This is a genomic window from Paenibacillus glacialis (assembly GCF_001637205.1).
Taxonomy (GTDB): domain Bacteria; phylum Bacillota; class Bacilli; order Paenibacillales; family Paenibacillaceae; genus Paenibacillus_AQ; species Paenibacillus_AQ glacialis.
Map to the genome: position 1 here is coordinate 1 of NZ_LVJH01000056.1, position 23,850 is coordinate 23,850.

The 23,850-nt window shown below is 40.5% G+C and carries 21 protein-coding genes, 1 rRNA gene and 1 riboswitch; of the genes, 15 read left to right on the forward strand and 7 right to left on the reverse strand.

Translation table 11 applies throughout. The features are described 5' to 3' along the window. Positions 1-24: 24 nt before the first annotated feature. Both PGLA_RS20825 and PGLA_RS20830 read right to left on the reverse strand, forming a co-directional pair. Positions 25-1,296, reverse strand: coding sequence for an ATP-binding protein (locus PGLA_RS20825; protein ID WP_068536575.1), 1,272 nt, complete (start codon positions 1,294-1,296; stop codon positions 25-27). 1 nt (position 1,297) lies between these two features. Beyond that, positions 1,298-2,038 (reverse strand): LytR/AlgR family response regulator transcription factor, encoded by a 741-nt coding sequence (locus PGLA_RS20830; RefSeq protein ID WP_068536577.1) that lies wholly within the window; start codon positions 2,036-2,038, stop codon positions 1,298-1,300. 283 nt (positions 2,039-2,321) lie between these two features. Between PGLA_RS20830 and PGLA_RS20835 the strand changes: the two genes are divergently transcribed. From PGLA_RS20835 to PGLA_RS20865, 7 genes are all read left to right on the forward strand, one after another. Further along, on the forward strand, positions 2,322-3,017 hold the full coding sequence (locus tag PGLA_RS20835; protein WP_068536579.1) for a response regulator transcription factor: 696 nt from the start codon (positions 2,322-2,324) through the stop codon (positions 3,015-3,017). Further along, positions 3,014-4,366 (forward strand): sensor histidine kinase, encoded by a 1,353-nt coding sequence (locus tag PGLA_RS20840; protein WP_068536581.1) that lies wholly within the window; start codon positions 3,014-3,016, stop codon positions 4,364-4,366. The genes PGLA_RS20835 and PGLA_RS20840 overlap by 4 nt, the downstream gene beginning before the upstream one ends. A 70-nt stretch (positions 4,367-4,436) precedes the next feature. Then, positions 4,437-5,021 (forward strand): PepSY domain-containing protein, encoded by a 585-nt coding sequence (locus tag PGLA_RS20845; protein ID WP_145939635.1) that lies wholly within the window; start codon positions 4,437-4,439, stop codon positions 5,019-5,021. A gap of 133 nt (positions 5,022-5,154) precedes the next feature. After that, a complete protein-coding gene (locus PGLA_RS20850) occupies positions 5,155-5,763 on the forward strand; it encodes a PepSY domain-containing protein (protein WP_068536583.1) in 609 nt (202 codons plus the stop codon). A 469-nt stretch (positions 5,764-6,232) separates the two neighbouring features. Further along, the gene (locus tag PGLA_RS20855) at positions 6,233-6,763 is read left to right on the forward strand and encodes a DUF4241 domain-containing protein (RefSeq protein WP_068536585.1); all 531 of its coding nucleotides are present in this window, start codon (positions 6,233-6,235) and stop codon (positions 6,761-6,763) included. Between the two features lie 112 nt (positions 6,764-6,875). Next, complete coding sequence (locus PGLA_RS20860; RefSeq protein ID WP_245700209.1) at positions 6,876-7,271, forward strand: hypothetical protein; 396 nt, start codon at positions 6,876-6,878, stop codon at positions 7,269-7,271. A gap of 18 nt (positions 7,272-7,289) precedes the next feature. Further along, on the forward strand, positions 7,290-7,775 hold the full coding sequence (locus PGLA_RS20865; RefSeq protein WP_068536586.1) for an HD domain-containing protein: 486 nt from the start codon (positions 7,290-7,292) through the stop codon (positions 7,773-7,775). A 277-nt stretch (positions 7,776-8,052) separates the two neighbouring features. On the opposite strand, the gene PGLA_RS20870 is transcribed toward PGLA_RS20865, so the two are convergent. Continuing rightward, positions 8,053-8,991, reverse strand: a complete 939-nt coding sequence (locus PGLA_RS20870; RefSeq protein WP_068536587.1) for a DUF418 domain-containing protein — start codon at positions 8,989-8,991, stop codon at positions 8,053-8,055. Between the two features lie 211 nt (positions 8,992-9,202). On the opposite strand from PGLA_RS20870, the gene PGLA_RS20875 reads away from it, so the two are divergent. The 5 genes from PGLA_RS20875 to PGLA_RS20895 all read left to right on the forward strand — a co-directional run bounded on the left by PGLA_RS20875 (position 9,203) and on the right by PGLA_RS20895 (position 14,353). Continuing rightward, positions 9,203-9,892 (forward strand): response regulator transcription factor, encoded by a 690-nt coding sequence (locus PGLA_RS20875; RefSeq protein ID WP_068536589.1) that lies wholly within the window; start codon positions 9,203-9,205, stop codon positions 9,890-9,892. After that, positions 9,889-10,905: a sensor histidine kinase gene (locus PGLA_RS20880; protein WP_068536591.1), complete on the forward strand. Its 1,017-nt coding sequence runs from the start codon at positions 9,889-9,891 to the stop codon at positions 10,903-10,905. Before PGLA_RS20875 ends, PGLA_RS20880 begins: the two co-directional genes overlap by 4 nt. A 74-nt stretch (positions 10,906-10,979) precedes the next feature. After that, entirely contained in the window at positions 10,980-11,735 is a 756-nt protein-coding gene (locus tag PGLA_RS20885; RefSeq protein WP_068536596.1) for an ABC transporter ATP-binding protein, read from the forward strand. Continuing rightward, on the forward strand, positions 11,725-13,668 hold the full coding sequence (locus PGLA_RS20890; RefSeq protein ID WP_068536597.1) for an ABC transporter permease: 1,944 nt from the start codon (positions 11,725-11,727) through the stop codon (positions 13,666-13,668). Before PGLA_RS20885 ends, PGLA_RS20890 begins: the two co-directional genes overlap by 11 nt. Before the next feature lie 442 nt (positions 13,669-14,110). Next, positions 14,111-14,353: a hypothetical protein gene (locus PGLA_RS20895; protein WP_068536599.1), complete on the forward strand. Its 243-nt coding sequence runs from the start codon at positions 14,111-14,113 to the stop codon at positions 14,351-14,353. A 157-nt stretch (positions 14,354-14,510) separates the two neighbouring features. Here the strand turns inward: PGLA_RS20895 and PGLA_RS20900 are convergent, their stop codons facing one another. The 3 genes from PGLA_RS20900 to PGLA_RS20910 all read right to left on the reverse strand — a co-directional run bounded on the left by PGLA_RS20900 (position 14,511) and on the right by PGLA_RS20910 (position 18,263). After that, a complete protein-coding gene (locus tag PGLA_RS20900) occupies positions 14,511-15,743 on the reverse strand; it encodes an L-lactate MFS transporter (protein WP_068536601.1) in 1,233 nt (410 codons plus the stop codon). A 124-nt stretch (positions 15,744-15,867) separates the two neighbouring features. Beyond that, positions 15,868-16,605: a LytR/AlgR family response regulator transcription factor gene (locus PGLA_RS20905; protein ID WP_068536603.1), complete on the reverse strand. Its 738-nt coding sequence runs from the start codon at positions 16,603-16,605 to the stop codon at positions 15,868-15,870. Then, positions 16,602-18,263 carry a sensor histidine kinase gene (locus tag PGLA_RS20910; RefSeq protein ID WP_068536605.1) on the reverse strand — a complete coding sequence of 554 codons (1,662 nt, stop codon included), beginning with the start codon at positions 18,261-18,263 and terminating at the stop codon, positions 16,602-16,604. The genes PGLA_RS20905 and PGLA_RS20910 overlap by 4 nt, the downstream gene beginning before the upstream one ends. A 589-nt stretch (positions 18,264-18,852) precedes the next feature. Between PGLA_RS20910 and hflX the strand changes: the two genes are divergently transcribed. Then, positions 18,853-20,124 (forward strand): GTPase HflX, encoded by a 1,272-nt coding sequence (gene hflX / locus PGLA_RS20915; protein ID WP_425415410.1) that lies wholly within the window; start codon positions 18,853-18,855, stop codon positions 20,122-20,124. 135 nt (positions 20,125-20,259) lie between these two features. Here the strand turns inward: hflX and PGLA_RS20920 are convergent, their stop codons facing one another. Next, a complete protein-coding gene (locus PGLA_RS20920; RefSeq protein WP_068536609.1) occupies positions 20,260-21,285 on the reverse strand; it encodes an S-layer homology domain-containing protein in 1,026 nt (341 codons plus the stop codon). 239 nt (positions 21,286-21,524) lie between these two features. Next, a riboswitch (FMN riboswitch) is annotated at positions 21,525-21,727 on the forward strand. A gap of 111 nt (positions 21,728-21,838) precedes the next feature. Here PGLA_RS20920 and PGLA_RS20925 point away from each other — a divergent pair. Both PGLA_RS20925 and PGLA_RS28625 read left to right on the forward strand, forming a co-directional pair. Continuing rightward, the gene (locus PGLA_RS20925; RefSeq protein WP_068536611.1) at positions 21,839-22,804 is read left to right on the forward strand and encodes a DMT family transporter; all 966 of its coding nucleotides are present in this window, start codon (positions 21,839-21,841) and stop codon (positions 22,802-22,804) included. 620 nt (positions 22,805-23,424) lie between these two features. Beyond that, positions 23,425-23,850 (forward strand): 16S ribosomal RNA (locus PGLA_RS28625); the annotation flags it as partial.

The window sequence follows — 23,850 nt, forward strand, 5'->3', positions numbered from 1 at the left end:
ACATGTTGTCTAAGGATTGTTCGTTTAAAATGGCAGTAAGACCATATTATTAAATTCGTTATGTTTCGTTTCAATGGTCATATGACCACCGTACTTGTCGCAGATTCTAGCTATGTTTGTTAATCCAATACCATGAAATTCCGGGTTTGGTTTGTGGCTGTGTAAGTGGGCAACTTCGTTCTCCTTATGATTCAAGATGTGAATGAGAAGGGTAGACTCGGTAGAATGTATTTTGATAAGAATATACCTATCTTCTGCGATTTTTATCTTTTTAGAAGCTTCTATTGCGTTATCTAGCATATTTCCAATGACAACACATAAGTCATAACGGTCAATATGGATTTCTTGTGAACATAAGTTAAGCTTTGTATCTATTCTTATGCCATTGGCTTGTCCAATATTAAGCGTATTTGTGACAAGGGCATCTATAACCAGATTCCCCGTATTCACCCGTTGATAGGCTCCTTCGACTTTATTTAATGTAGTCTTAATATGTTCCAGGGCTGCTGCTAACTCATTTCGCTTAATACACTCTTCGATATACAAAAACTGTTGATTCGTATCGTGAATGATTCTTTTAATCGATTTGAAGCTGTGAACGACTTTTTCGTAATTCGCATCTTGATAGTCCATCTGATGTTGCAGCTGAGTATTCTTATGCATGAATTGAAATTTATCAATGATATTATCAAAAATAAAGACAATCATAACGTTTAAGAAAAGAAATCCAATGACTGTAATGAAAGAATAGACGTTCTTATAAGTTAGAATATCCAGTTGGTATATACTTACGATAGGAATAACCAAAAATAATACGTGGTAACGATAATGCAAAGAGAAACTTCGGCGTTTTGCAAGTAGTCGTATGATCTGAATGACAGCAAACATGATCATGTTACTGAGTAAAATAGCTTTCGTGTAGGCGATTTGATCTTGTTCATTTACAGGGTCAAAGCTAAAGTCAACGGAATCTAGGGTATAAAAAAGATAAAGGGATATAAAATGAGAGAGAGACATTAAAACACAGTAAAGTATAGAAAAAGTGAACTTGGTTTTAAATTCTACTTTATAAGATTGCGCAAAACTAAATATCACAAGCAAAGATAGAATCGAAGATAAAATAAGAGAGACAGGAATAACTAGATATAGGTAATCGAGCAACCCAAAGATAATGAAGTAAATGAATCGGTTATGTTTTTTAGCTGATTTATCAAACACCGAGTTGAAGAAAAAATTAACTTGAACGCCCATCACAAGTACGATGCTAAAGACAATAAGAAAATTATTTTGAATCATATCAATCGACCTTCATAATCATAAATTTGGTGTAAACATCTTTAACTTCTTTAATTTTAGAACGGCCTATGGGTAACTCCAACCCATTGGACATTAGAACAACTCCGCTAGCAAACTTCCTCACATGAAGCAAGTTAATAATAATGGAACGATGGATTTGCAAGAAGTTACAGTCTTTTAAGGCCAAAGCATAATCAGAAATGGTGCCTTTGCTTTCATAGGTTTGATTAGAGGTAATAAAATGTAGTTTGCTTTTTATGGTTAAGCTTTTGGCAGCTTCAATACTAATGAGGTCATCATATTTTATAACGACTTCTTCATAGGCTGACTTGATGACCATAAACTTTTTATCAAGTGCTTGAAAGTATTGGCATAGCTTGATGATTTTCTCCTCCAAGATCGAGGGGGCAATGGGTTTTATCAAATACTGGAATGTCATGACGTCGAAACTTTCCACCATATATTTAGGGTAGCTTGTCAGAAATATAATTTGTTCATCCAGGTTATTTAACCCTCTTATTTTTTTGGCTGTTTGAATTCCGTTTATCCCACCCATTTCAATATCCAAAATCAGAATATGGAATGGATTTTCATGGCGCTCATAATAGGATACCAACTGCTCTCCCGAGCCGAATAATTCGATTTCAAACTCTATATTTGTTTTTATCGACAAAGTAATCAGGATGCTTTTGACAAGCTCTCTTTGTTTTTCCTCATCATCGCAAATAGCCACTTTATACATAAATGATACACCCCTCATTTCCATTCGCTTTATTCTAAAACTCTATATAAGCATGATACAACCTTTTGACTTTATATAGATAACTTTTGGATGAAATGCAGATTTGAATCCCTCAAATCACTATATAAGGTATATGTACTAAAAGAGTATGAATAATGGATATGCTATTAAAGTTGGCTATGCACATCGAGTTTATTGTCGGGTGCATAGCCTTCTTGTGATAAAATACGGGATGAATTATGATAACATGTCATCATACGAGGTCAGAACGGGGGCGTTAGCATTGAGTGAATACATACTGATTGTAGAGGATGAAGAAAGAATCGCTAGGGTTCTTGAAATTGAGTTGGAATCTGAAGGTTATCGCGTGGCTAAGGCCGGAAATGGATTAGATGCGCTGGAAATGTACCGTGCGGGTGGAATAGATCTTATTCTGTTAGATGTGATGCTTCCAGGGATGAGTGGGATTGAGTTGCTAAGGAAAATTAGGGTTAACGATTCACAAATATCTATTTTACTTCTGACAGCGAGAGGTTCCATTGAAGATAAGGTGTCAGGTCTTGATCTAGGGGCTAACGATTATATTACTAAACCGTTTGTCATTGAAGAACTGCTCGCTCGTGTGCGTGCTGCTTTAAGATTGCGTTCTCTTCAGATGGAGCAAGTGATCTCAGAGCCGTGGCTGAGTGTTGGCAATTTGAAGTTGAACGAAAGCACGAGGGAAGTGTTTAGAGGAAATGATACGATTGATCTAACCCCACGTGAATTCGATTTACTCGTGTATCTTCTTAAGAACCAGCGGCAGGTGTTGGGCAGAGAACAGATATTGTCTGCCGTATGGGGTTACGATTATTTCGGAGATACGAATGTGATTGATGTATACATTCGTTATGTGCGCAAAAAGATTGATCGTGCTAGCGAGCCTGATCTCATTCATACGGTTCGTGGTGTCGGTTATGTTCTGAAGGATAGTCCATGAGACTACGTAGCAAAATACATTTATATTCGTCTGTTCTATTTGCCATATTACTGATTGTGATGAATTTAGCAACTTACTATATGTTTAATAAATTGTCAGTCAATAATCAAATAGATCGTGTAGAAGCTCAGACGCTACAAATTGCTAACGGCATGCGTCAGGCAGCTGGGAAGATTCCCACACAAGATTTATTGCGTGGGTATGTGCCCGTTGACGGAATGATTCGAATGATCGGACCAGATGGGACGAGTCTTGCTCCCGTTACTTCAGGGTCTCAACAAGATCTCAGTAAGCGGAAGGCCATATATGACACAAGCGCACGGGTTCAAGTAGATCAGAGATATGTCATGGTATCCATTCCGGTGATCTGGTCGGATGGCGAGGTGATGAATGTTCAAGTGACGGAAAGTATGCAAGGCACAATGGACACGCTTCAGGTTCTACGAGTCGTGCTTATCGTCGTTACATGCATTGCGCTTATCCCCGTACTGTTCTCTATTCGCTTACTGGGTCGAGTTATTATGAATCCGATAAGTGCGATGACCCTTACGATGAAAGAAATCCGGCGTAGTGGGCGTTTCAATCGGTTGGTGCTAGAGGGTCAATCCAAAGATGAGCTGATGGAAATGGGTATGACATTTAATGATATGATAGAGCTCCTTGAGAATAATTATAAAAGCCAAGAACAATTTGTATCCAATGCATCGCATGAACTTAAGACACCTCTGACGATTATCGAGAGTTATGCCAATCTATTGAAAAGAAGAGGACTGGATCGCCCAGAACTATTCAATGAATCCATTGAAGCCATTCATTCGGAAGCGATTCGAATGAAAGAAATGACGGAACAACTTCTATTACTTGCTAAGCATAAGGAGCAATGGAATATTAGCATGGAAACATTGAATCTCTCGGAATTAGCGATGGGGTCAGCTAAAGCATTCCGAAATGCTTATGGCAGGGAGATCCATGTGGATGGGCAACAAGAAGTGTTCGGTTATAGTGATGAGAATAAATTGAAGCAGCTGTTGTTTATCTTTTTGGATAATGCTCAGAAGTATAGTGAAGATCGTATATTAGTTGAAGTTGGATCATTAGAGGGTGAGGGCTATATACGTATTGTTGATCGTGGAATTGGGATTGCGAGCGATAAGTTACCTCTTGTGTTTGATCGATTTTACCGAGTGGATGAAGCAAGAAATAGACAGGGTGGGGGCGTAGGACTTGGTCTTTCCCTAGCTATAGAGATAGCAGAAGCGATCGGAGTACGTATTGAGCTTCATAGTGCCGAAGGGGTAGGGACGACTGCAGAGATATGGATACAAAGAGAAGTATCTAAGATCAGCTAGCATGCTAGTTCTCATCGTATTCTAACCAAATGCCTTTATATTAAGGATATATGAACGGAGGTGATCACGAATGAACAAGAGGATCGTACGGATGTCGGTCGTTGTGCTGATTCTTCTGGGATTAGCAACGATTGGAATAGTGTGGAAACCATGGGCTAGCTCACCTGTTCTTTTATCAGAGGAGGAAGTCGTTCGGGGGGTGTTAGTACAGTATCCAGGTGAGGTTGTGAGTACACTGCTTGAGAATGATGCATATGTCATACAGGTTCAGAGGGTGAAGGGTCTTTACGAGCTGAGGGCAGATACGGATAAGGGGGCAATCACTTCGATTAAACGATTGGAAGTTGTTGTTCCTGATGCGATACTACCTGACGTGGTTGAGCCAACCAAGAATCATACTATAGATACGGATAAAGGATCAACAGCTTTGATTACCGGTGACGAAGCCATCGCTCTTTCTCTTAAGCAGGTACCCGGTACTGTTCAGGAAATGGAGTTCAGAGGAAAGGATGAAAGTGGATATTATCTTGTGGAGATTGATACAGACGATGGACGTGAAGCCGTAGTACAGGTGAATGGGATCTCGGGTGTTATCATGTCGGTGACTTGGGACGACAATGACAGCCATGACAACGAGGATAGCCAAGACGATTAGAAGAGCAATCATTCACACATAAGTGTAAACACGCCATTCTCATCAGATTCTAATGTTGTTATCTCTTTGCTCTCATTTAATAAGGGTATATTTAGATTATTAAAGAAAGTAACATATGAGGAGGAAGTTGAAAATGAAGATGAAACAGAAAATAGGTGCTGGTGCTTTACTAGCTATTGTTGCAATCGGTGGAGTATACGGAGTAGGAAGTGTACAAGCTGCAAATTCTAGCACAAGTAACAACACACAGAAGCAATTTATTGGAATTGAGATGGCGGAACAAAAAGCACTTGCTGTAGCGAAGGGTCAGGTAGAGAGTATTGAGCTTAAGAAGTATAATACTCAGGTGTATTACAAGGTCGAGATCGATCAAGGACAGAAGGATGTTGACGTATTAATAGAGGCGTATACAGGTAAGTCTCTAGGGGTTAGAACTGACCATGATGACAACGATGACAAAGAAGACGATTATAAATATACGAATGCTACATCTACCGCGAGTGGTTCCAATATTGGAGCTAGTAAAGCAAGTGCTGTCGCAGTGAATTATCTCAAAGGAACAGTTATCGAAGTTGATCTTGATCGTGATGACGGTAGACTGGTCTATGAAGTCGAATTAAAGATAGATGGAGGAACAGCTGAAGTTAAGGTGGATGCGAAGACGGCTAAGATTGTTTCTGTTGATAAAGATTTTGATGATCATGATGACAACGATGATGACGATAACAATAATGACGATTAAAAATGTTCCTCATTAAATTCAAAATGAATGTTGTGCATAATAACTGAAATCAAGAACCAGAACTCATCATAATGAGCCAGGCCACTGAAAAACATATTATTTAAATTGATAAAGGCGACTTCCCATTCAATTCTGAATGAAAAGTCGCCTTTATTTATGTTCTTCTCTATCTCGCGTCAATACTTTCTTTTGAGATGGACAGCGAACATGTCCATCGCACCTTGCGAATCGCTATGTCGGTACGTTTTTTCGTGCGAACATATACTCATAGGGATTCATTCCCTTCTGATTTCCCAAAATCAATTTCATTATGCCGATTCGTTGGGGTGATTTGAGAGAGTACAGTTCCTTTACCAATACCTAATTTCGAGGTGAAATACACGGGGATTCGTATAGCTAAACTATTCGTCTGATATACCTATGCTATAATCTCACTATATAAAACTACTCATATATCGGAGGAACTCCTATGCATATTAAATTAGGCAATTTCGAACTTAATTCCGGCCAATTGGTTGTATCTGATCCTTGTTATGAACTCAATAAGGATACCATTATTATGGGTGTCCTAGACAATGTTTTAAATGGAACTTGGCTTGGTCAAGTGGAGAAGACGGAAGTGAGAGATTGGGGCGAAGCATGTTCCAAATTAACGGCTTACCATAATTCAGTCGCGGAACAAGTGGAACATTTGGAATGGGTGAAGTGTTCATTTATCGTTGGCGTAGATAGTGGGCAGGCTGGGATATTTGATATCAACAAGTATAGAATTCCTGATTCCGATGTTCAGGATACGGATACTAACACTGATACAGATAGTGATTGGTATCTATCTTGTTGTGATATTACCGAGAGTGGGCATGAAGCTGGCGTGTTAGATGGGGGCGTCGTGTCACATACAGGTATGGGAGATGGTACCTATGGGGCTTATATCGCAAAGAATCAAGATAATCAGATTATCGGAGTAAAGATTGTATTTATAAAAGGTTTAGAGTTCTAAAATATATACCTGGACGAGTGGAACGATCATCATAGCTACGAATAAAAATCCAGCAACGTATGGTGCGCTATACACTGGAAGCACGCTTTCTAAGACCAACTTTTTAACACATATGAATACATTATACGATTATGTATCCCCTGGTTTATTAGGTGAAATATCTGTCAGTGGGTTTGCATCAGCAGTGGAGAAGTACGCTGCAGATAAGAAGGTTAAGCTAAGTAGAGTGTTAGATAATTCCTCCTTCACGTTAGATAATACAGCTAATTATGTGAAAGCAGGATTAACTATCAATTCTCCTGTAGCAACACTGAATTTATCTAAATGGTCTGACTATAATTATGAATGGCATTGGATGACGATTACCAAGTACTATCGTGATTCAACGGACAGCCGATGGATTGCAGTATCGACATGGGGTGAGCGTCGAAGTATAAATTACAGAACACATTTTGATGCCATTGTGGGAAATAAAAGTTTGGGTGGAGGGTTCATGTATTTCAAATAAAGGTGGTCAGAATAAGACATGAGACATTTCATAGCGGTAGTAATAATACTAGTTCTTTTTGTTGTGGGGGGATGTACTTCGGCTTCTAAGATTTCAACAGATCAAGTGAAGGCATTCATGAAGGACGTGAAGAACTCCAAGACCTTTGTGAAGAATGTCGCTGTTCAGTTTAGACCCACAACGATTGAAATCATTTATACCTTATATAAGGATATAGACGAGGCAGATCGGATGGATCTGTTTCATAGGAGTAAGGAGTTAGTCAATAGTGAAGAGTTCGACAAGGAGGTAATTCAAGAAGATTATTTGAAGAAATATAAGTCCGAAGGATACCCTGATATAGCCATTATCTTTGATGACAATGACGATGGTGAATTCGATGTTCAATATACTTCAAGTTATGAAGAAGGAGAGTTGAATTCGAAGGATGAATCATCTTATTCCAACTGGTACTATCATAAAGATTGGGACGCGATTGGGGAACCTATATCCTTTAATAAATGATAGAATCTCTGTGGGAAACTAACCTCCTATCAACTTAGTTAAACGCAGTTGATAGCAGCCACACAAAGTCACATGTAACTGCCCTTAAAGCAGTAGGAGCATGTGGCTTTGTGTTGATTCATTAGGGAAATCTTAGATAGTAATTTTTCGTATCTGATCCTTGTTATGATCTGATTCGAGTTACCATTTCAGAGTTGTAAGTGGTCCAGATACTCCAAGACAAAGAACATACAGGATTCCATCTGCTGGATTCCTGTGTGTTTTTTTCAATATCCAGCTACAATTTAACCTTCCAGTATGTCCCGACACGCCATACATATTCAATAGGCCCCATTTTAAAGCGACGCAGCCAAAGTGTACTGGCGATTATCTGTCCTATAAGGATAAGAACAGCCGTTAGATAGAGTGCAGAGCGATGCACATTACCGAACCAGTTGAGGGAATGTGCGAGTGTAAGAATAATAACGGTCTGTAATAGATAGTTAGTCAGTGCCATTCTACCCAAATTGGCTAACGGCGTGAGTAGACGCTGCACGGAGCTTCGTTGCATGAGTAGGATAATCGTCGTGACATAGAACACGCTGACTGGAAGTCCACCCACCGCTAGTGCAACGTCTAACATACCTGATTCATTCAGAATCATTTCTTGAACGAAATACATCGGAACGATTAACACGAATGTTGTGATTTGTGTTCGTCTCAAGCCTCTTCTGTAGCGTTCAGGATCTTCGAATAGTCCGATTTGGCCTGTCCAATGTCCGAGCAAGAACATGCCGAGAATAAGAACGGGGAAGCCCAACCAGCAGCCTGCTATGGTGAAGAAGAACCCGGAAGATAGCACGATCGTAGGTTTGGCACGGTGGAACGGAATAAGTAAGAACCCTATAATCGCATAAATCAATAGTGATTCTCCGGGTTGAAAGATATGATGAATAGCCCCGAAGATGAGTAGAATAAGTAGCCTACGGAGAAATAGCTTTATAGGACTTTGTCCTTTAGCCTTGGCTCTAGAAGTGAAGATATAGAACCCTACACCGAATAGATAGGAGAAGATAACAAAGAATCTGTGGTCGATTGCGACGAACGACACTTTGAAGAGCATGAGATCGAGTGCACTAAAGTCACTATTCACATCAACCATTTGCTCAATGTTAATAAAGATAATGCCTAGCAGCGCGAATCCGCGCAGAACATCAAGAGTAATCATTCTTTTCATAAGGGAATTCCTTTCTGATGACCGCCTAAGTCGTATATTTAGTAAAGGTTAGACTTAAACCTTACCATTATCGCATCAGGAGTTCCGATAGATTAAGATTACACTTTTCTTACAACGATGTAAGGTTATGCCCGGGTGGGACAAGCCGCTTGCGCCTTTTCACTTCCTAGGTTATCCTCGGTACAAAGAACGACTTGAAGGAGTGATGATGATGCAGACGATCTTAATCGTTGAAGATGATCCTCAGTTACGGAAATTACTGAAGGAACACTTAGAGAAATATAACTATCAGGTTCACGCGATTACAGAGTTTGGGACCGTGCTGGAACAGTTCAAAGAGATTAAGCCACATTTGGTTCTGCTCGATGTGAATTTACCGAAATTCGATGGATTCTTCTGGTGCAGACAGATTCGCACCGTATCGACCTGTCCAATTCTCTTTATTTCTGCACGTGCAGATAAGATGGATCAAGTCGTAGCATTACAGAACGGAGCGGATGACTACATCACGAAGCCCTTTTATCCGGAAGTGGTGCTAGCGAAAGTAGAAAGCCAATTAAGACGAGCGTATGGAGATTATGCGTCGGCTCCGACCACCATAATGGCTGGGGAATTGAGCTTGAAGGTGGATACACAGGAACTTTCCTATAATGGTGTCACAGTAGAACTCAGTTTCAAAGAAACGACCTTACTATCGCTATTCATGGAGCATGCTAATCAAGTGGTGAGTCGCGTTTTTTTACTGGATGCGCTATGGGATGATCATCGTTACGTAGGGGAGAATACACTTAATGTCTACGTTACACGATTACGGAAGAGTCTTGAGGTCATGGGTCTCGAACAATCGATCGAAACGATCCGAGGGGTAGGGTACAGGCTGAAGATAGGAGACGATACATGAAGCTTTTTGTAAAAGATCACCTGATGCTGATCGCTATGAATCTTCTGCAATTATGCTTACTACTCTCAGTTCTTTGGCTAGCAGGATTCACAAATATATCATTACTCATGTATATTTTCTTGCTTGGCTTTGTCGTACTAGGTCTTTATTTAATTGTTCGTTATGTTCAAAATCGTTCATTCTATAAGCTTCTATCTCAAGTAGAGACCATGAATAAGCTTGATGATACCTTGCAACTGAAAGCTAACACTTATGCAGCCAAGCGGACTGAGGCATTATTACATAAGCAATACCAGCTATATATACAAGACGTACAACAGTTTGAGTCGCACCAGAAACAGCATATCTTGTTTATGAATCAATGGGTTCATCAAATGAAGACCCCGCTATCGGTTGCGAATCTACTGGTTAAAGGGCGACCCGATCCGATATTTGTAGATATCCAGGAGCAGCTAGATCGGATGGAGAAGGGGCTTGATATGGTCTTGTATATGTCACGTCTAGAGAGCTTTGAACTGGACTTCTTTCTCGAACCAACGGATATGCTTGAGCTGTTAAATGAAGTATTACGTGATCACCGGCGTCTATTGATTAAAAATGAGTTGTATCCGTCCGTTCACGGAGAGGAAGGTTTGATCATCATAACGGATAAGAAGTGGCTAGCTTTTATCCTCTCTCAGATCGTAACGAATGCGGTACGTTATTCCATGGAATCCAATCATCTAGATATTCGTTTGTCTAGTGAAGATAACTTGGTTGTAATCGAAGTCGAAGATTACGGTGTTGGCATTGCACCACAGGATATTCCTCGCATATTTGATGCACATTTCACAGGGGAGAACGGGCGATTGTACCGTGAGTCAACAGGAATGGGACTATATATGGCTAAAGAGATATGTCGTCGCTTAAAACATACGATTGACGCGAAGTCGGTTCAAGGGTCAGGGACAACGATTCGTATGACCTTTGCTGCACCAAGAGACTTATCTTACATGGATGTAAGGAAAGTGTAAGGTTAACAAGTCGACCCCTATATGTGATTACGGTAAGTTATATGTAACACAACTGAAGGGAAGAGTGATTGAATATGGAGACATTACAACTTAATCAAGTAAGTAAGATATATAACGGTAAAGTATCTTATAAAGCATTATCAGATATCACATTTACGATACAGCAGGGAGAATTTGTAGGCATTATGGGACCGTCGGGAAGCGGGAAGACGACGTTACTCAACTTGATTTCCACGATTGATACACCGACTTCAGGCGAAATACGCATCAATAATAAACAAACAATAGGTTTATCGAAGAAAGAGCTAGCGTCGTTTCGTCGCCGTGAGTTCGGACTTGTGTTTCAAGACTTCAATCTTCTCGATACATTGACAGTGAAAGAAAACATCATCTTACCGTTATCGCTTGATCGTAAAAGTGTCGTTGAGATGAATGTACGTGTAGAAGAGATTGCTGAACGAATTGGGATTGCAGATATTCTGGATAAACGCACGTATGAGATATCTGGTGGTCAGCGTCAGCGCGCAGCAATTGCTAGAGCCGTCATTCATAAGCCTTCATTATTACTTGCGGATGAGCCTACCGGTAATCTGGATTCGAACTCGGCTCGTAATGTCATGCGAATGATGGAGACGTTGAATCGCGAAGATCATACAACGACCCTTTTGGTGACGCATGATCCGGTTGCTGCAAGCTATTGTCAGCGTATTATTTTTATCAAAGACGGTCAACTTCATAATGAATTACGTCGCGGAGAGAATAAACAGACATTTTATCAAGAGATCATTAACACGTTGTCATTCTTAGGGGGCGAGACACGTGACATTTAGTCAATTCGCCTGGAACAATGTTACCCGTAATGCACGTGCATATGTGGCATACTTTCTCTGTAGCACATTCTCAGTGTCGATTTTCTTTTCGTATGCGATCTTCATGTTTCATCCTGCACTGCTGGGTGACGAACTTGGGATGTCCATTCAAAAGGGGATGCAAGCCGCAGAATACGTTATTTTCTTCTTCTCATTCTTCTTTGTCCTGTATTCGATTAGTTCCTTTCTCAAGGCGAGGAAGAAGGAATTTGGCATATTAACGATACTTGGTGCGGAGCAATCTCAGATATATACCATTGTGTTTATGGAGAATCTAATCATCGGAGCACTTTCCATTGTAAGTGGTCTAGGTTTCGGTCTATTATTTTCCAAACTCTTCTTATTGCTAAGCACCGAAATGACGGGTCTTGAAGGACTGAACTTTTATTTCCCAACGCAAGCGATAGGGTTAACAGCAGGAGCCTTTGCAGCACTCTTTATTATCATCTCGTTCACAACGACGTTGTTTCTGCGTAAGCAACAAACGCTGGAATTACTGAAAGGGAGTAGCAAACCCAAAACAGAGCCGAAAGCATCGATATTCCTGTCACTCCTGTCGGCAGCCTGTATCGGAGGTGCTTTTTTCCTAGCGCAGAAGGATATTGGTCAGACTTATATATTCGTGCTTGGTTTAGGGACCATCGGTACGTACTTCTTTTTCACACAGCTAAGTGTGTATATGATCCGTCTTATGAAGCGTAGTCAGGCTTTCTTTTACCGTGGAGTCAATCTACTCTGGCTGTCAGAGATGGCTTACAAAATCAAAGACAGTGCACGTATCTTCTTCATCATCACAGTCGTGACAGCGATGGCTTGCGGATTCCTAAGTATTGTATTGAGTGGAGACGCTCAGAACAAACGAGAATTCACCAACAATCCGTTCGCGATTCAATATAAATCATATGATACGGTAACCCCCAATTGGGATCAGGATATATTGAGAATCGATCAGATCTTAGATAGCAACGAAATTAAGTATGACCAAATACAATTTGAAAGCCTACATGTGAATTTTGAAGAGGAGACTTCTGGCTTGTTCGGATTAATGCGTTTGTCGAGCTACAAGCAATTAGTTGAGGTTTACAATCTCCCTGGTGTTGATGTCCTAAAGGATCAAGAGGCCATTCTTATTAACAATGCTTCGAATACGTATACACGTACGGGGGAAAAGCAAACAACAGGCTTTACAACGTATCCAACGCTCACATTTAATACATCCTCTTCATTCGATGTGTTGATGCAACAATCGGCAGCGATTCCGGAGATCTATGAGGCTCGATTAGTCGTTTTGTCTGATGAGCGATTTAACGATCTGTATGAGCAAGTATTGAGTAGTCCGAATGCTCAGACACCATCTGCTACCGTATTTTATATCATACCAGAATGGTCAAATGATCATTTGCCGCAGGAGAATTCACAGGAGTTGAAGGTCACTGGAGAGATCAACACGATCATGAATAAAGACTTAGGATACACCTCTCTTCGTGCCATGGACTACTTACAAATGAAACAAGAATTTAGCATCATTAAATTCGTGTGGATCTTTATTGCCGCTATGTTCTCTGTGTCATCCGTTAGTTTCTTGTATTTCAAACTGTACAGCGATTTAAAGTCTGATCAACGTATGTATCAGTCGTTATCGCGAATAGGTCTGACAGAACAAGAGATGAGTCGATCAGCCTCGATCCAACTTGCTGTTCTATTCTTTCTTCCGTTATTCATCGCATCGCTTGGAGCCATTATTACGGTGGAACTTATTGGTCCAGAACTAGGAATAGTTACCACAATACGATCCTCTTTAACCGCGGTAGTGGGTTACTTCATCGTGCAAGTCGTCTACTTTATTATTATTAGAGCCCTCTATGTACAGAAATTGAAAAAGGCTATGTTCTAAGATTCAAAAGACCAGAAAGATAGACACTTTGTGAGAAAAGTGACCTTCATTCTGGTCTTTTTTATAATATGAATCGACGATGGAACAAAGCTACTGCTTCACTCGCTGGGGATATAGAGCTTCCTACTTCGTTACTAATCTGTGCTGCAACCACAGGTGAAGTAAGATAACCACTTAATAGGTAATCTCATTAAATATTTTTTTAAAACCATGTAACAAAACCAGATGAATAGCGTTTATGTATTGAATAACTTATTAAGAGAAGGTCCATTTTCCCAGTCTATTAAATATTTGTTTAAATTAACCTTTTAACAATAGTTGTATGGTATATTTTGTACTATATTCAATAGAGTTATAATCGTTTCTATTCTTAGATCAGGATGCACTCCAACTAAAGACATAGGTTGGGAGAGTTTGATCTATTCATGGAGGTCGGTAGGAATTGGCAAAAATTAAACAGGCGTGGAGAATTATATTAACTTCCGAGCAGTTAGCGTATTGTTTAGATTCTAAATGTATAGTAGAGATTTTCTATGAGGAACACATAGATTATGTAGGGGAAATTCTAGGATTCTCTGAGTACAGAATAGAGGTAGAAGGTGGCAGCTATTTAAGGTCTAACTGTAAAGTCAGGATGGAAGTGAGTTTTGCAAAGACTACTTCACTTGATTTGACGTATGAGTGACTACTCGCGCGGGTAAGATCGTAAGATCGCCGTAATTGATGTTATTGTATAAGCTAAAGAAACAACAATCCTCCTATCCATAGTGGACAGAAGGACATTGTTCTTAAGAGATTAGGTCTTATTGACGCGATCTCGTTATTCATCATGCTTAGAATGATTATACTAACTTACCATCTGGTTTCAAATGCATCCGTTTCTTCTTCACTTCACCTCGAACAGGAGGTTTAAGAAAGGTGATCAGAATAAGAGAGACGATACAGAGAATTCCAATGACGATAAATGTTGGTTTGAATCCTCCTGTGATGGAGGCAATGAATGCACCGGATAATGCACCTAGCCCGAACCCTTGGTAGATGATTCCGTAGTTCTTGCTGTGATTCTTCAGACCGAAGAAATCTCCGACAATCGCAGGGAATACGGTAATGTTACCACCGAAGCAAAAGGCAATTCCTGCCACGCAAGCAAAGAATATTCCATAGTTTAATGGGACGAAGCTCAACACAAGTACTGAAAGCGTAGTAACAAATAAAGCACCAGCGACGACGCGTAACCGACCTACCTTGTCCGATAGAGCACCAAGAATAATTCGTCCAGCTGTATTAAAGATGGCGATCATAGCTACTGCATTCGCTGCGCTTTCAACAGACAGTCCAACCAATTGCACCCCGATGTCTTTTACAATACCAATAAGATACAACCCACTCATACATGCGGTAAAGAAGACAATGAACAAGAGATAAGCTTCTTTGGTTCTTAGCATTTCTTTGACTGTGAAATTCTTGTCTTCACTATGAGAAAGTTGAGTCGAACTGGTCTGATCAGCGACGGGAGCTTCACGTATCATTTGAGCGCCCAATATAACCATGATCATCACGATAACTCCCCATATTAGGAACGCTTGCGATACACCTACTGAACTGATAAACCCAGAATTGATATATTTGAAAATCAAGCTACCCATACCGTAAGCACCCACAGACACTCCGGAAATTAGACCCTTTTTGTTCGGGAACCATTTAATCAGATTAGATAATGAAGTGATATATGCAGTACCGTCTGCGAATCCAACGACTACGCCAGCTAGTAGATATATGAGGAACAATGAATTTACCTGTGAGCTTGCGATAAGACCAAGGCCAAGTACCAATCCTGCGATCGAGATCAGCTTACGAATGCCCAATTTATCTTGCAATTTACCTGCAACAAGTGTAGAAATAGCCAGCGAAAAGCTAGTAATAGAGAAGGTCATCGCGACAGAACTGAGGTCCCAGCCGAACTTAGTGACGAGTGGTTGATTGAATAAACTCCAGGTGTAGATTGTCCCAAGACCCATCTGAACGATTATAGTACCAAGTACGATAAGCCAACGATTCATAGGTGTATTTTTCATAGAGGTGGCCTTCTTTCTCATAGTCTCATGATGTTAATGTAACCTTATAACCGAATTATAGACCTTGTAGAAGTTGGATGGTCGGTTATGGCATGAGATGCAATGAAAACGGTACCGAATGCATTTAGATATTCATAATCTGCCGAAATTCTTTGACATTACTACGACTAACAGGGACCTCATATTCAAGATCTTTCATTTTTAAAAGATAAGTATTATTAAACCAAGGAATGATTTCTCTAATCTTAGTAATGTTGATGATGTATGAGCGATGACAACGGAAAAATAGTTCTTGCGGGAGACTATTGTGGAACTCCGAGATGCTCATGTGTAACGAATATTCGTCCATTCTTGTATATACGAGGGTCACTTTCTCTTGAGCAGATGCATAATAGATATCATCAATATCCGTCACCATAATTTTTTCGTTCTTCCATAGATTGATTTTATTCTTGATTCCACTTCGTTCTATCGTGGGTAGATAAGTGATTTCGGCATCTCTATCATGAGCGGCTTGTAACCTTTGCAACATGGAGGTAATACGTGCCTCATGGTAAGGTTTGAGTATATAGTCGAAAGCCTCGATTTCAAAAGCCTCAAGGGCATGTTCCTTATAAGCGGTAATAAAGACGATATAAGGTTTCTTAGCGAATTTACTAATACTCTTACCCAGTAGAACACCATCTAAGGATGGGATATTAATATCTAGAAAAATAACGTCCACCTGCGTGTCCTGCACAAACTTAAGTGCATCGATCCCATCCTCGAACCGCCCAACGATTTCAATATCACTATGTGTTGTAATTAAGTATTCCAACTCTTCTCGCGCCAAGTATTCATCTTCCACTAGAATAGCTTTCATCGGATCTCCTTCTGAATTGCAAAATGTATGAGTGTACCTTTATCTAGTCTGCGAATCGTTAATCCCTCGCCATATATGAGTTTCACACGTTGATGAACATTGTAGAGACCAATTGTGTTCTCTGGGACTTGTCCTGTATAGATGTTGTTGATGATGGCTTCGTCGATGCCGACGCCCGTGTCTTCAATGGATATTCTGACATGATTACCCTCATCCTTAACTCTAATCGTTACCGTTCCAACGCCTTTAGATTTCAGTATGCCATGAACGATGGCGTTCTCGACTAAGGGTTGGATGATAAGGCTGGGGATTGTGACGCTAACATCATCAATATCATAAATGACCTGCAGACGATTTCCAAATCGCGCGGTTTCTATTTCCACATAATTCCGAACCTGTTGGAGCTCTTTGGTAATATCAATAAATGGATCATTTAACTCTAGATTGTACCGCAAATAGCCTGACAAATTGACGATGAGTTCCCTTGCCTTATCTGGATTGATACGGATCGAAGAAATAATCGCATTCAACGCGTTGAATAAGAAATGCGGATTGATACGAGATTGCAGTGCTTTTAACTCAGCTTTATTGGCCATTTCTTTCACCTGCTCAATACGGGACACTTCCATTAGGGTCGAGATAATCTGAGATAGTCCAATCGCCATCGTCTGTAGAGGGTATGTAATCTGTTGAGGCATACGGTAATAAATTTTTAGTGCACCTGTGACCTCACTCTTCTCCCAAAGAGGAATAATAATGAGTGATTTAATGGAAGGGTTCTTATTCTGTTCCTCATGATTTCGTATCGTTATTTCTCCACTTTGGATAGTTGCCTTCGTCTCGTCGCTAAGAATTTCGTTACCAAGATTATAGTATTCAGAGCCCATCCCTACATAAGCTAGAATGTTCTTGGTGTCCGTTATAGCGACCGCATCTGCTTGAATATCTGCTCGAATGATTTCACAGATGGTATTCAGGGACTTCTCATTAATGGAACGGAAATAGGGCAAGGTCTTATTCGCAATATCGAGCGCTAACTTGGCTTGCTTAGCTGCAATAGTCTCTTTTTCGCCCTCTACTCCTTGTATCAGTAGGACGATTAGACCTACGCTAATTGATCCTAGAATGAGTGGTGCAGCAATTTTAGATACAATATCTACGCCAAGGGAATGAGGTTCGGCCAATATCAGAATCAGAACCATAGTTAATGCTTCACATAACATTGCTGCGATAATACCAGCAATCCATTGTTTGTTCTTGGAAACTTTCAGGTGGATGTATCCTGCAACAACTCCTGCAATGATACTTGCAATGAGACAAGGTAAGGAGGTGACGCCATGGATATCGATGAGATAACGGTGTACCCCCGAGAGAACGCCGGTACTGATCCCCACAACAGGGCCGAACAGAATCCCTCCAGACATAATTGCGATGATTCGAACGTTAACTAAGGAGCCTTCTACATTAATACCCGAATAAGTCCCCACAATAGCAAACAGGGTAAATATAGAAGACAGAATGATCAGATGTTTAGGGTTGTGGACATCCTTTTGAAAAATTTCCTTGAACTGTGGAATAAGCGTTAGAAAGAATAAGCAGGTTAGAAGTAGAGAAGCACGTTCAAACTGCTGTATCAGAAGTAAAAGATCGGCATTCAATAAGGCGTCCTCCAGACATTGAAGTTATTACAATGGTTTCTATTATGCGCTTATTGTTTCAAAAATCAACAAGAGGAGTGCTGCGCTGTCTAACCTAATTGTGAGATAGGATGAAATGTGTTAATATGGAAACAACTATAATGATCGGAGGGTTCTCGAAGATGAATGATAAATTCCGTTACCACACTTTGTGCCACTAATTGAATAGTGCAAAGGCTCTGCTCCTTGTGCAGAGCGAACGGGATTGGTCTATTTATTTCTAGAGAACACCATTTATTGGTAATATCTGCATGGATAAAGAGGGAGGACAATTCACCCTCTTTTTGTTGTCTTATTGGATATGATAAGTATGGTTAGCCAAGTATGATAGGGCTTAACCATACTGTTTTCCATAGATAACAATTGTCTCAAGACTACTTCAAGTCCTTGATACGGTATTCCAACTGTAGACCCCTAGACCCTAGAACTCACGGCTTAACGGACCGAACAACCCTTAGTGCATATCAAAGGTGTTCATGTGGGTAATGATGGATATATCTCGTTCGCTTAACCACAGGAGATCAGCCTGCGGTTTTTTATTTTGAACGTAATGGAGGATTTCACTATGGAACAACAACAAAAAGCAATTGTAGTAGGCGTTAATGTGAAACATCAGGAGGACTTTGAGTACTCGATGGAGGAATTGAGGAACTTATCTTCCGCATGTCATGTAGAAGTTGTAGGACAGCTGGTGCAGAACTTAGAACGTGTGAACAACTCTCATTATATTGGTAAAGGGAAAGTGCAAGAGGTTAAGGCGTTGTATGATATGCAAGAGGCGAACATGGTTATTTTTAACGATGAATTGTCTCCATCTCAGATTCGTAACTTGGAAGCAGAATTACAATGTAAAGTGATCGATCGTACCATTCTCATCTTGGATATATTTGAGAAGCGGGCTAAGACAAGAGAAGCACAACTTCAGGTCGAAGTCGCGCAACTGCAATATATGTTACCTAGACTAATCGGATTACGTGAATCCTTGGGTCGACAAGGCGGTGGTGTTGGGACCAAAAACAAGGGAGCAGGGGAGACGAAGCTGGAGCTTGATCGTCGCCGAATTGAGGATAAGATCAGTGCTTTAAATAAAGAGCTAGAGATCCTTGTATCTCAGCGTCAAACCCAACGCAAAAAGCGTCAAAGAAACGAACTTCCCGTAGTATCGCTGGTTGGATACACCAATGCTGGCAAATCAACGATTATGAATGCTTTGGTACAGTCGTTAAGTCCCTCCAGCGAGAAGTTGGTATTTGAAAAAGATATGTTGTTCGCAACACTCGAAACTTCGGTTCGTAAGATCCGTCTCAAAGATAATAAATCCTTTCTACTGACGGATACCGTTGGATTTGTAAGTAAACTTCCGCATCATCTGGTTAAGGCGTTTCGTTCTACGCTTGAAGAAGTGGCAGAGGCGGATCTACTGGTTCATGTCATTGATTATTCGAATCCCGAGTATGAGAACTTGATGGAGATTACAGATACCACGTTACAAGAAATAGGCATTACTGATATCGAGACCATTCTCGCCTATAACAAGTGTGATATGGTGGATTGTACGATTCCTGTAGTGAAGGAACGGAGTATCTACCTTGCTGCGAAACCGAGAGTAGGTCTATCTGAACTTGTGGACGTCATTTCTTCCCATATCTTTAAAGATTATATTCATTGCGAAATGATTATTCCGTACGAACAGGGACAAGTGGTCTCATATCTGAATGAACATGCCCATGTGATATCTACCGTTTACGATCCCGAAGGTACTCGCTTAAATATTGAGTGCAGGCCGATGGTTGTAGAGAAATATCGTGAATACGTCGTATGATAACAAGTGAGTGAAATTACGAATACGCATAAAGAAGGCTCCTGCCATTTGGGCGGGAGTCTTCTTTAGTTATAAGTAACCAGGAGCTTGTTCACAATATAAGAAAGTACAAGTTCTACCTTACTTATTTCTTGTTTACTTGGCGATTAGATCCTCAGGATTCTTTATTGGAGTGGTTGGAGCTTCGCCGTAAGGAAGTAGCAAAGAGAAAGGATCAGTTACTACTACGGAAGAAGTCTCGTATTTTGCCACTACTTTATAATTGGAAGGTACATAAGTAACGGCAGTAGATTTAGAGATAACTTGTAAATTCATTTGGCCAGGATCGGGTTGATTGATATTGAAGTACAGAGTTGCAGTCAGATCTTTGCCAAATTCAATACGGTTAATGGAGGTCGTATAACCTGAGTTAGGAAGATTATCAACGGTAAGGGATACTTTGTTAACGCCAACTGCAGCTTTTTCTAACGCAACAATGGCCTCGTAGGACTTTGTAGGTGTAACGATATCTTTTTCAGGAACAATTTTTTTAGCGAACTCGGAAGCATCATATATCAATACAGCTGCTTCGGAGCGGGTAATGGCTTCGTTAGGACGGAAATTATCATCGTCACTCAAAGAGATAAGTTTCAAGTTCAATAATGTTTGTAAGCTGTTTGAAACATCTTGAGGGAGTTTTTCACCGTCAGAGATGTTAAAGAACATTAGGGTTACTGGGAAGTTTCCTTTGGTCATGAGTGCTTGGTGAACTAAGTGTGCAAATTGGGCACGGGTCATTGTGTCATTAGGATTAACCATCTTATCGACAGATAGTCCATTCTGCTGAGCGATTATGAAGGCTTTAGAATACCAAGCTTTTTCAGCCACTTTGGTGAGGTAGTGACTTGCATTAGATTGTTTATCGTTCAGTCTTAGATCGAAAGCATTGACGATCATCTGAATACCTTGAGCGTACGTCACTTTAGATTTAGGAGCAAATAAATCATGAGTAACGCCGTTAATAACCCCTGACGCTTGAAGAGCATTAATTTTGGCCTCTGCAGGGTTACCCGATAGATCTGTGAAGGCTAGAGCAGATGTACCAAAAGACAGCGATGCTGCCAAGATACCACAAGCAATAGCAGTCTTAGTAGTATTAAACTTAATTTTTTTATTTTTCATGTGTATCACCTCTATAACTATAGATGGAAAATAATAGAGAAATGTTGCACCATGAGACAACTATTTTTTTTGATTCTGAAATCCTTATAAGTAAGCGTTGAAAACAAGCATTTGGAAATTTAAATTGATTTTACAGAAACAAATCATTGACTAATTTCATTGTGACGATTTTAATAGAGAGGTAGCTATTGTTATTGTATGATGATGACATCCTATACAAAATACAAATAAAATTGAATATGGATCTTCGGGGTAAGGTGAAATTCCTGACCGGCGGTGAGAGTTCTTTCTATCATGAATTGTTATGCCTAGTGCAACTGGGCTTGATACTTCATCATATATGAACTTATAGCCCGCGACTCGTCTTTCATGAATTAATGATGGCGACTGACTTGGTGGAATTCCAAGGCCGACGGTAAAGTCCGGATGGGAGAAGATCAAAAATAATGCATGACGTGGTTTTTTTTGCTGCCCGCAAGCTTATTTGATCATCCCTCGTAATGTCGACATTCGTCGATCACGGGGGATTTCTGCTGTAAGACCCCATATTCAGATGAAGGGGACAGAGAAGATGGAGAGTGTGAATTCAAGTTTAGTAAGTGAGAAACGTTCAAAGAGTGGATTTTGGCTAGTGGTATTAGGGGCGGCTTTGTGGGGGGTAGATCCTTTATTCCGGATTATTTTATTGGATTCACTGACTTCAACCCAGATTGTATTGCTTGAGCATGTTATTATCGCCTTGTTTGTTACTCCGGTGTTATGGAAGAACCGCCATGAGCTACGTGGATTACGTATGCGGCATGCTGTTGCGCTACTTTTTATATCATGGGGTGGATCAGCGATAGCGACGATTCTGTTTACAATGGGTCTCGCTAATGGGAATCTTAACGCTGTGTTGTTACTTCAGAAGTTACAACCACTGTTCGCAATTATTATGGCGAGAATGTTATTGAAGGAACGATTACCGAAAAATTTCTCGCTCTTGTTTCCTTTAGCACTTTTTGGAACGTATTTACTTACTTTCGGATTTGAATTTCCTGTAGGACATTGGAATGACTTCGTTCAAGTGGGAAGCTTACTTTCTCTCGGAGCAGCGGCTTTGTGGGGAGGATCAACCGTGATGGGTCGCCTGATGGTCGGACAGATGAAATATGAGACAGTAGCTTCGATGAGATTCATCCTTGCATTACCGTTACTACTCGTTATCTCCTGGGGCGAGGGTGGAATTTGGAATTTACCAACAGGATCGACTGCTATGATTGCAGTTGCTGTTAATCTGTTGGGGCAAGCATTATTACCTGGACTACTCAGCTTACTGGTCTATTATAAAGGATTGACGACTACCAAAGCCTCAGTAGCTACACTTGCGGAGTTGAGTTTTCCAATGGTGGGCGTGATTATCAATTGGATTGTATTCGACATTGTCGTCACTCAGACGCAAGTTCTTGGATTTGTTCTGATATGGGTAGCTTTGTTTGCGATTTCTAGACAGGATGGGGAAAAGGCTCCTGCTTTGTAGATAACATGATTATTAAATTTCATCCCCTCGCATCCATTGAATAAATGGGTACGGGGGGTGTTTTGCGTAACTAGGATAGTGCTCATAAGGCTGTTCATAACCAAAATTATCTCAGATGATAGCATTTGAATTTGTAGTGATCGTAGGATTACGAAGTTATTACTTCATTATATAGCTAGAATTTAAGCCTTTCAGAATTAACCTTATCGAGTCTTCAAGAAAGATCTGTATTATGCCAGCAACCCAATTGTAAATATTTATAACTTGCATAGACATAGAAAGGCGTGTTATATTGTAAATCCGGAAACTGAGAGGACAAGAAGTACTCAGTTAAGAAATGAAAATGCTTAAAGGATGTTTAAAAAAAGTCCTTGCATTATCGAACCGGACATGATAAGATATAGAAGTTGTCGCCGAGAACAATCGGTGCTAACAAAAACGAAATCATTGGTCTTTGAAAACTGAACAACGAGTGAGTAGATTTCATGAAAGTGAAATCAAAACAAATGAGAAATCATTTGATAGAGAAAGAAATTTCTCGTCAGTTTGTTTTAAATGAGCATATCGCTCTTTTCATAGATCGTTCCAAATCGCTGTAAAGTTGATTTGAAACGATCTACTATATGGAGAGTTTGATCCTGGCTCAGGACGAACGCTGGCGGCATGCCTAATACATGCAAGTCGAGCGGAGTCATTTTGGAAGCTTGCTTCCAAAATGACTTAGCGGCGGACGGGTGAGTAACACGTAGGTAACCTGCCTATAAGACTGGGATAACTACCGGAAACGGTAGCTAATACCGGATAATTTATTTCTTCTCATGAAGAGATACTGAAAGGCGGAGTAATCTGCCACTTATAGATGGGCCTGCGGCGCATTAGCTAGTTGGTGAGGTAACGGCTCACCAAGGCGACGATGCGTAGCCGACCTGAGAGGGTCACCGGCCACACTGCGGACAGAGCCGCGGCCCCGCCTGCTACGGGAGGCTGCAGTGAGTCACCTTCCGCCCTGAGCGACTGTCGGCCGGCGTCATGCAGGGTGAGTGCTT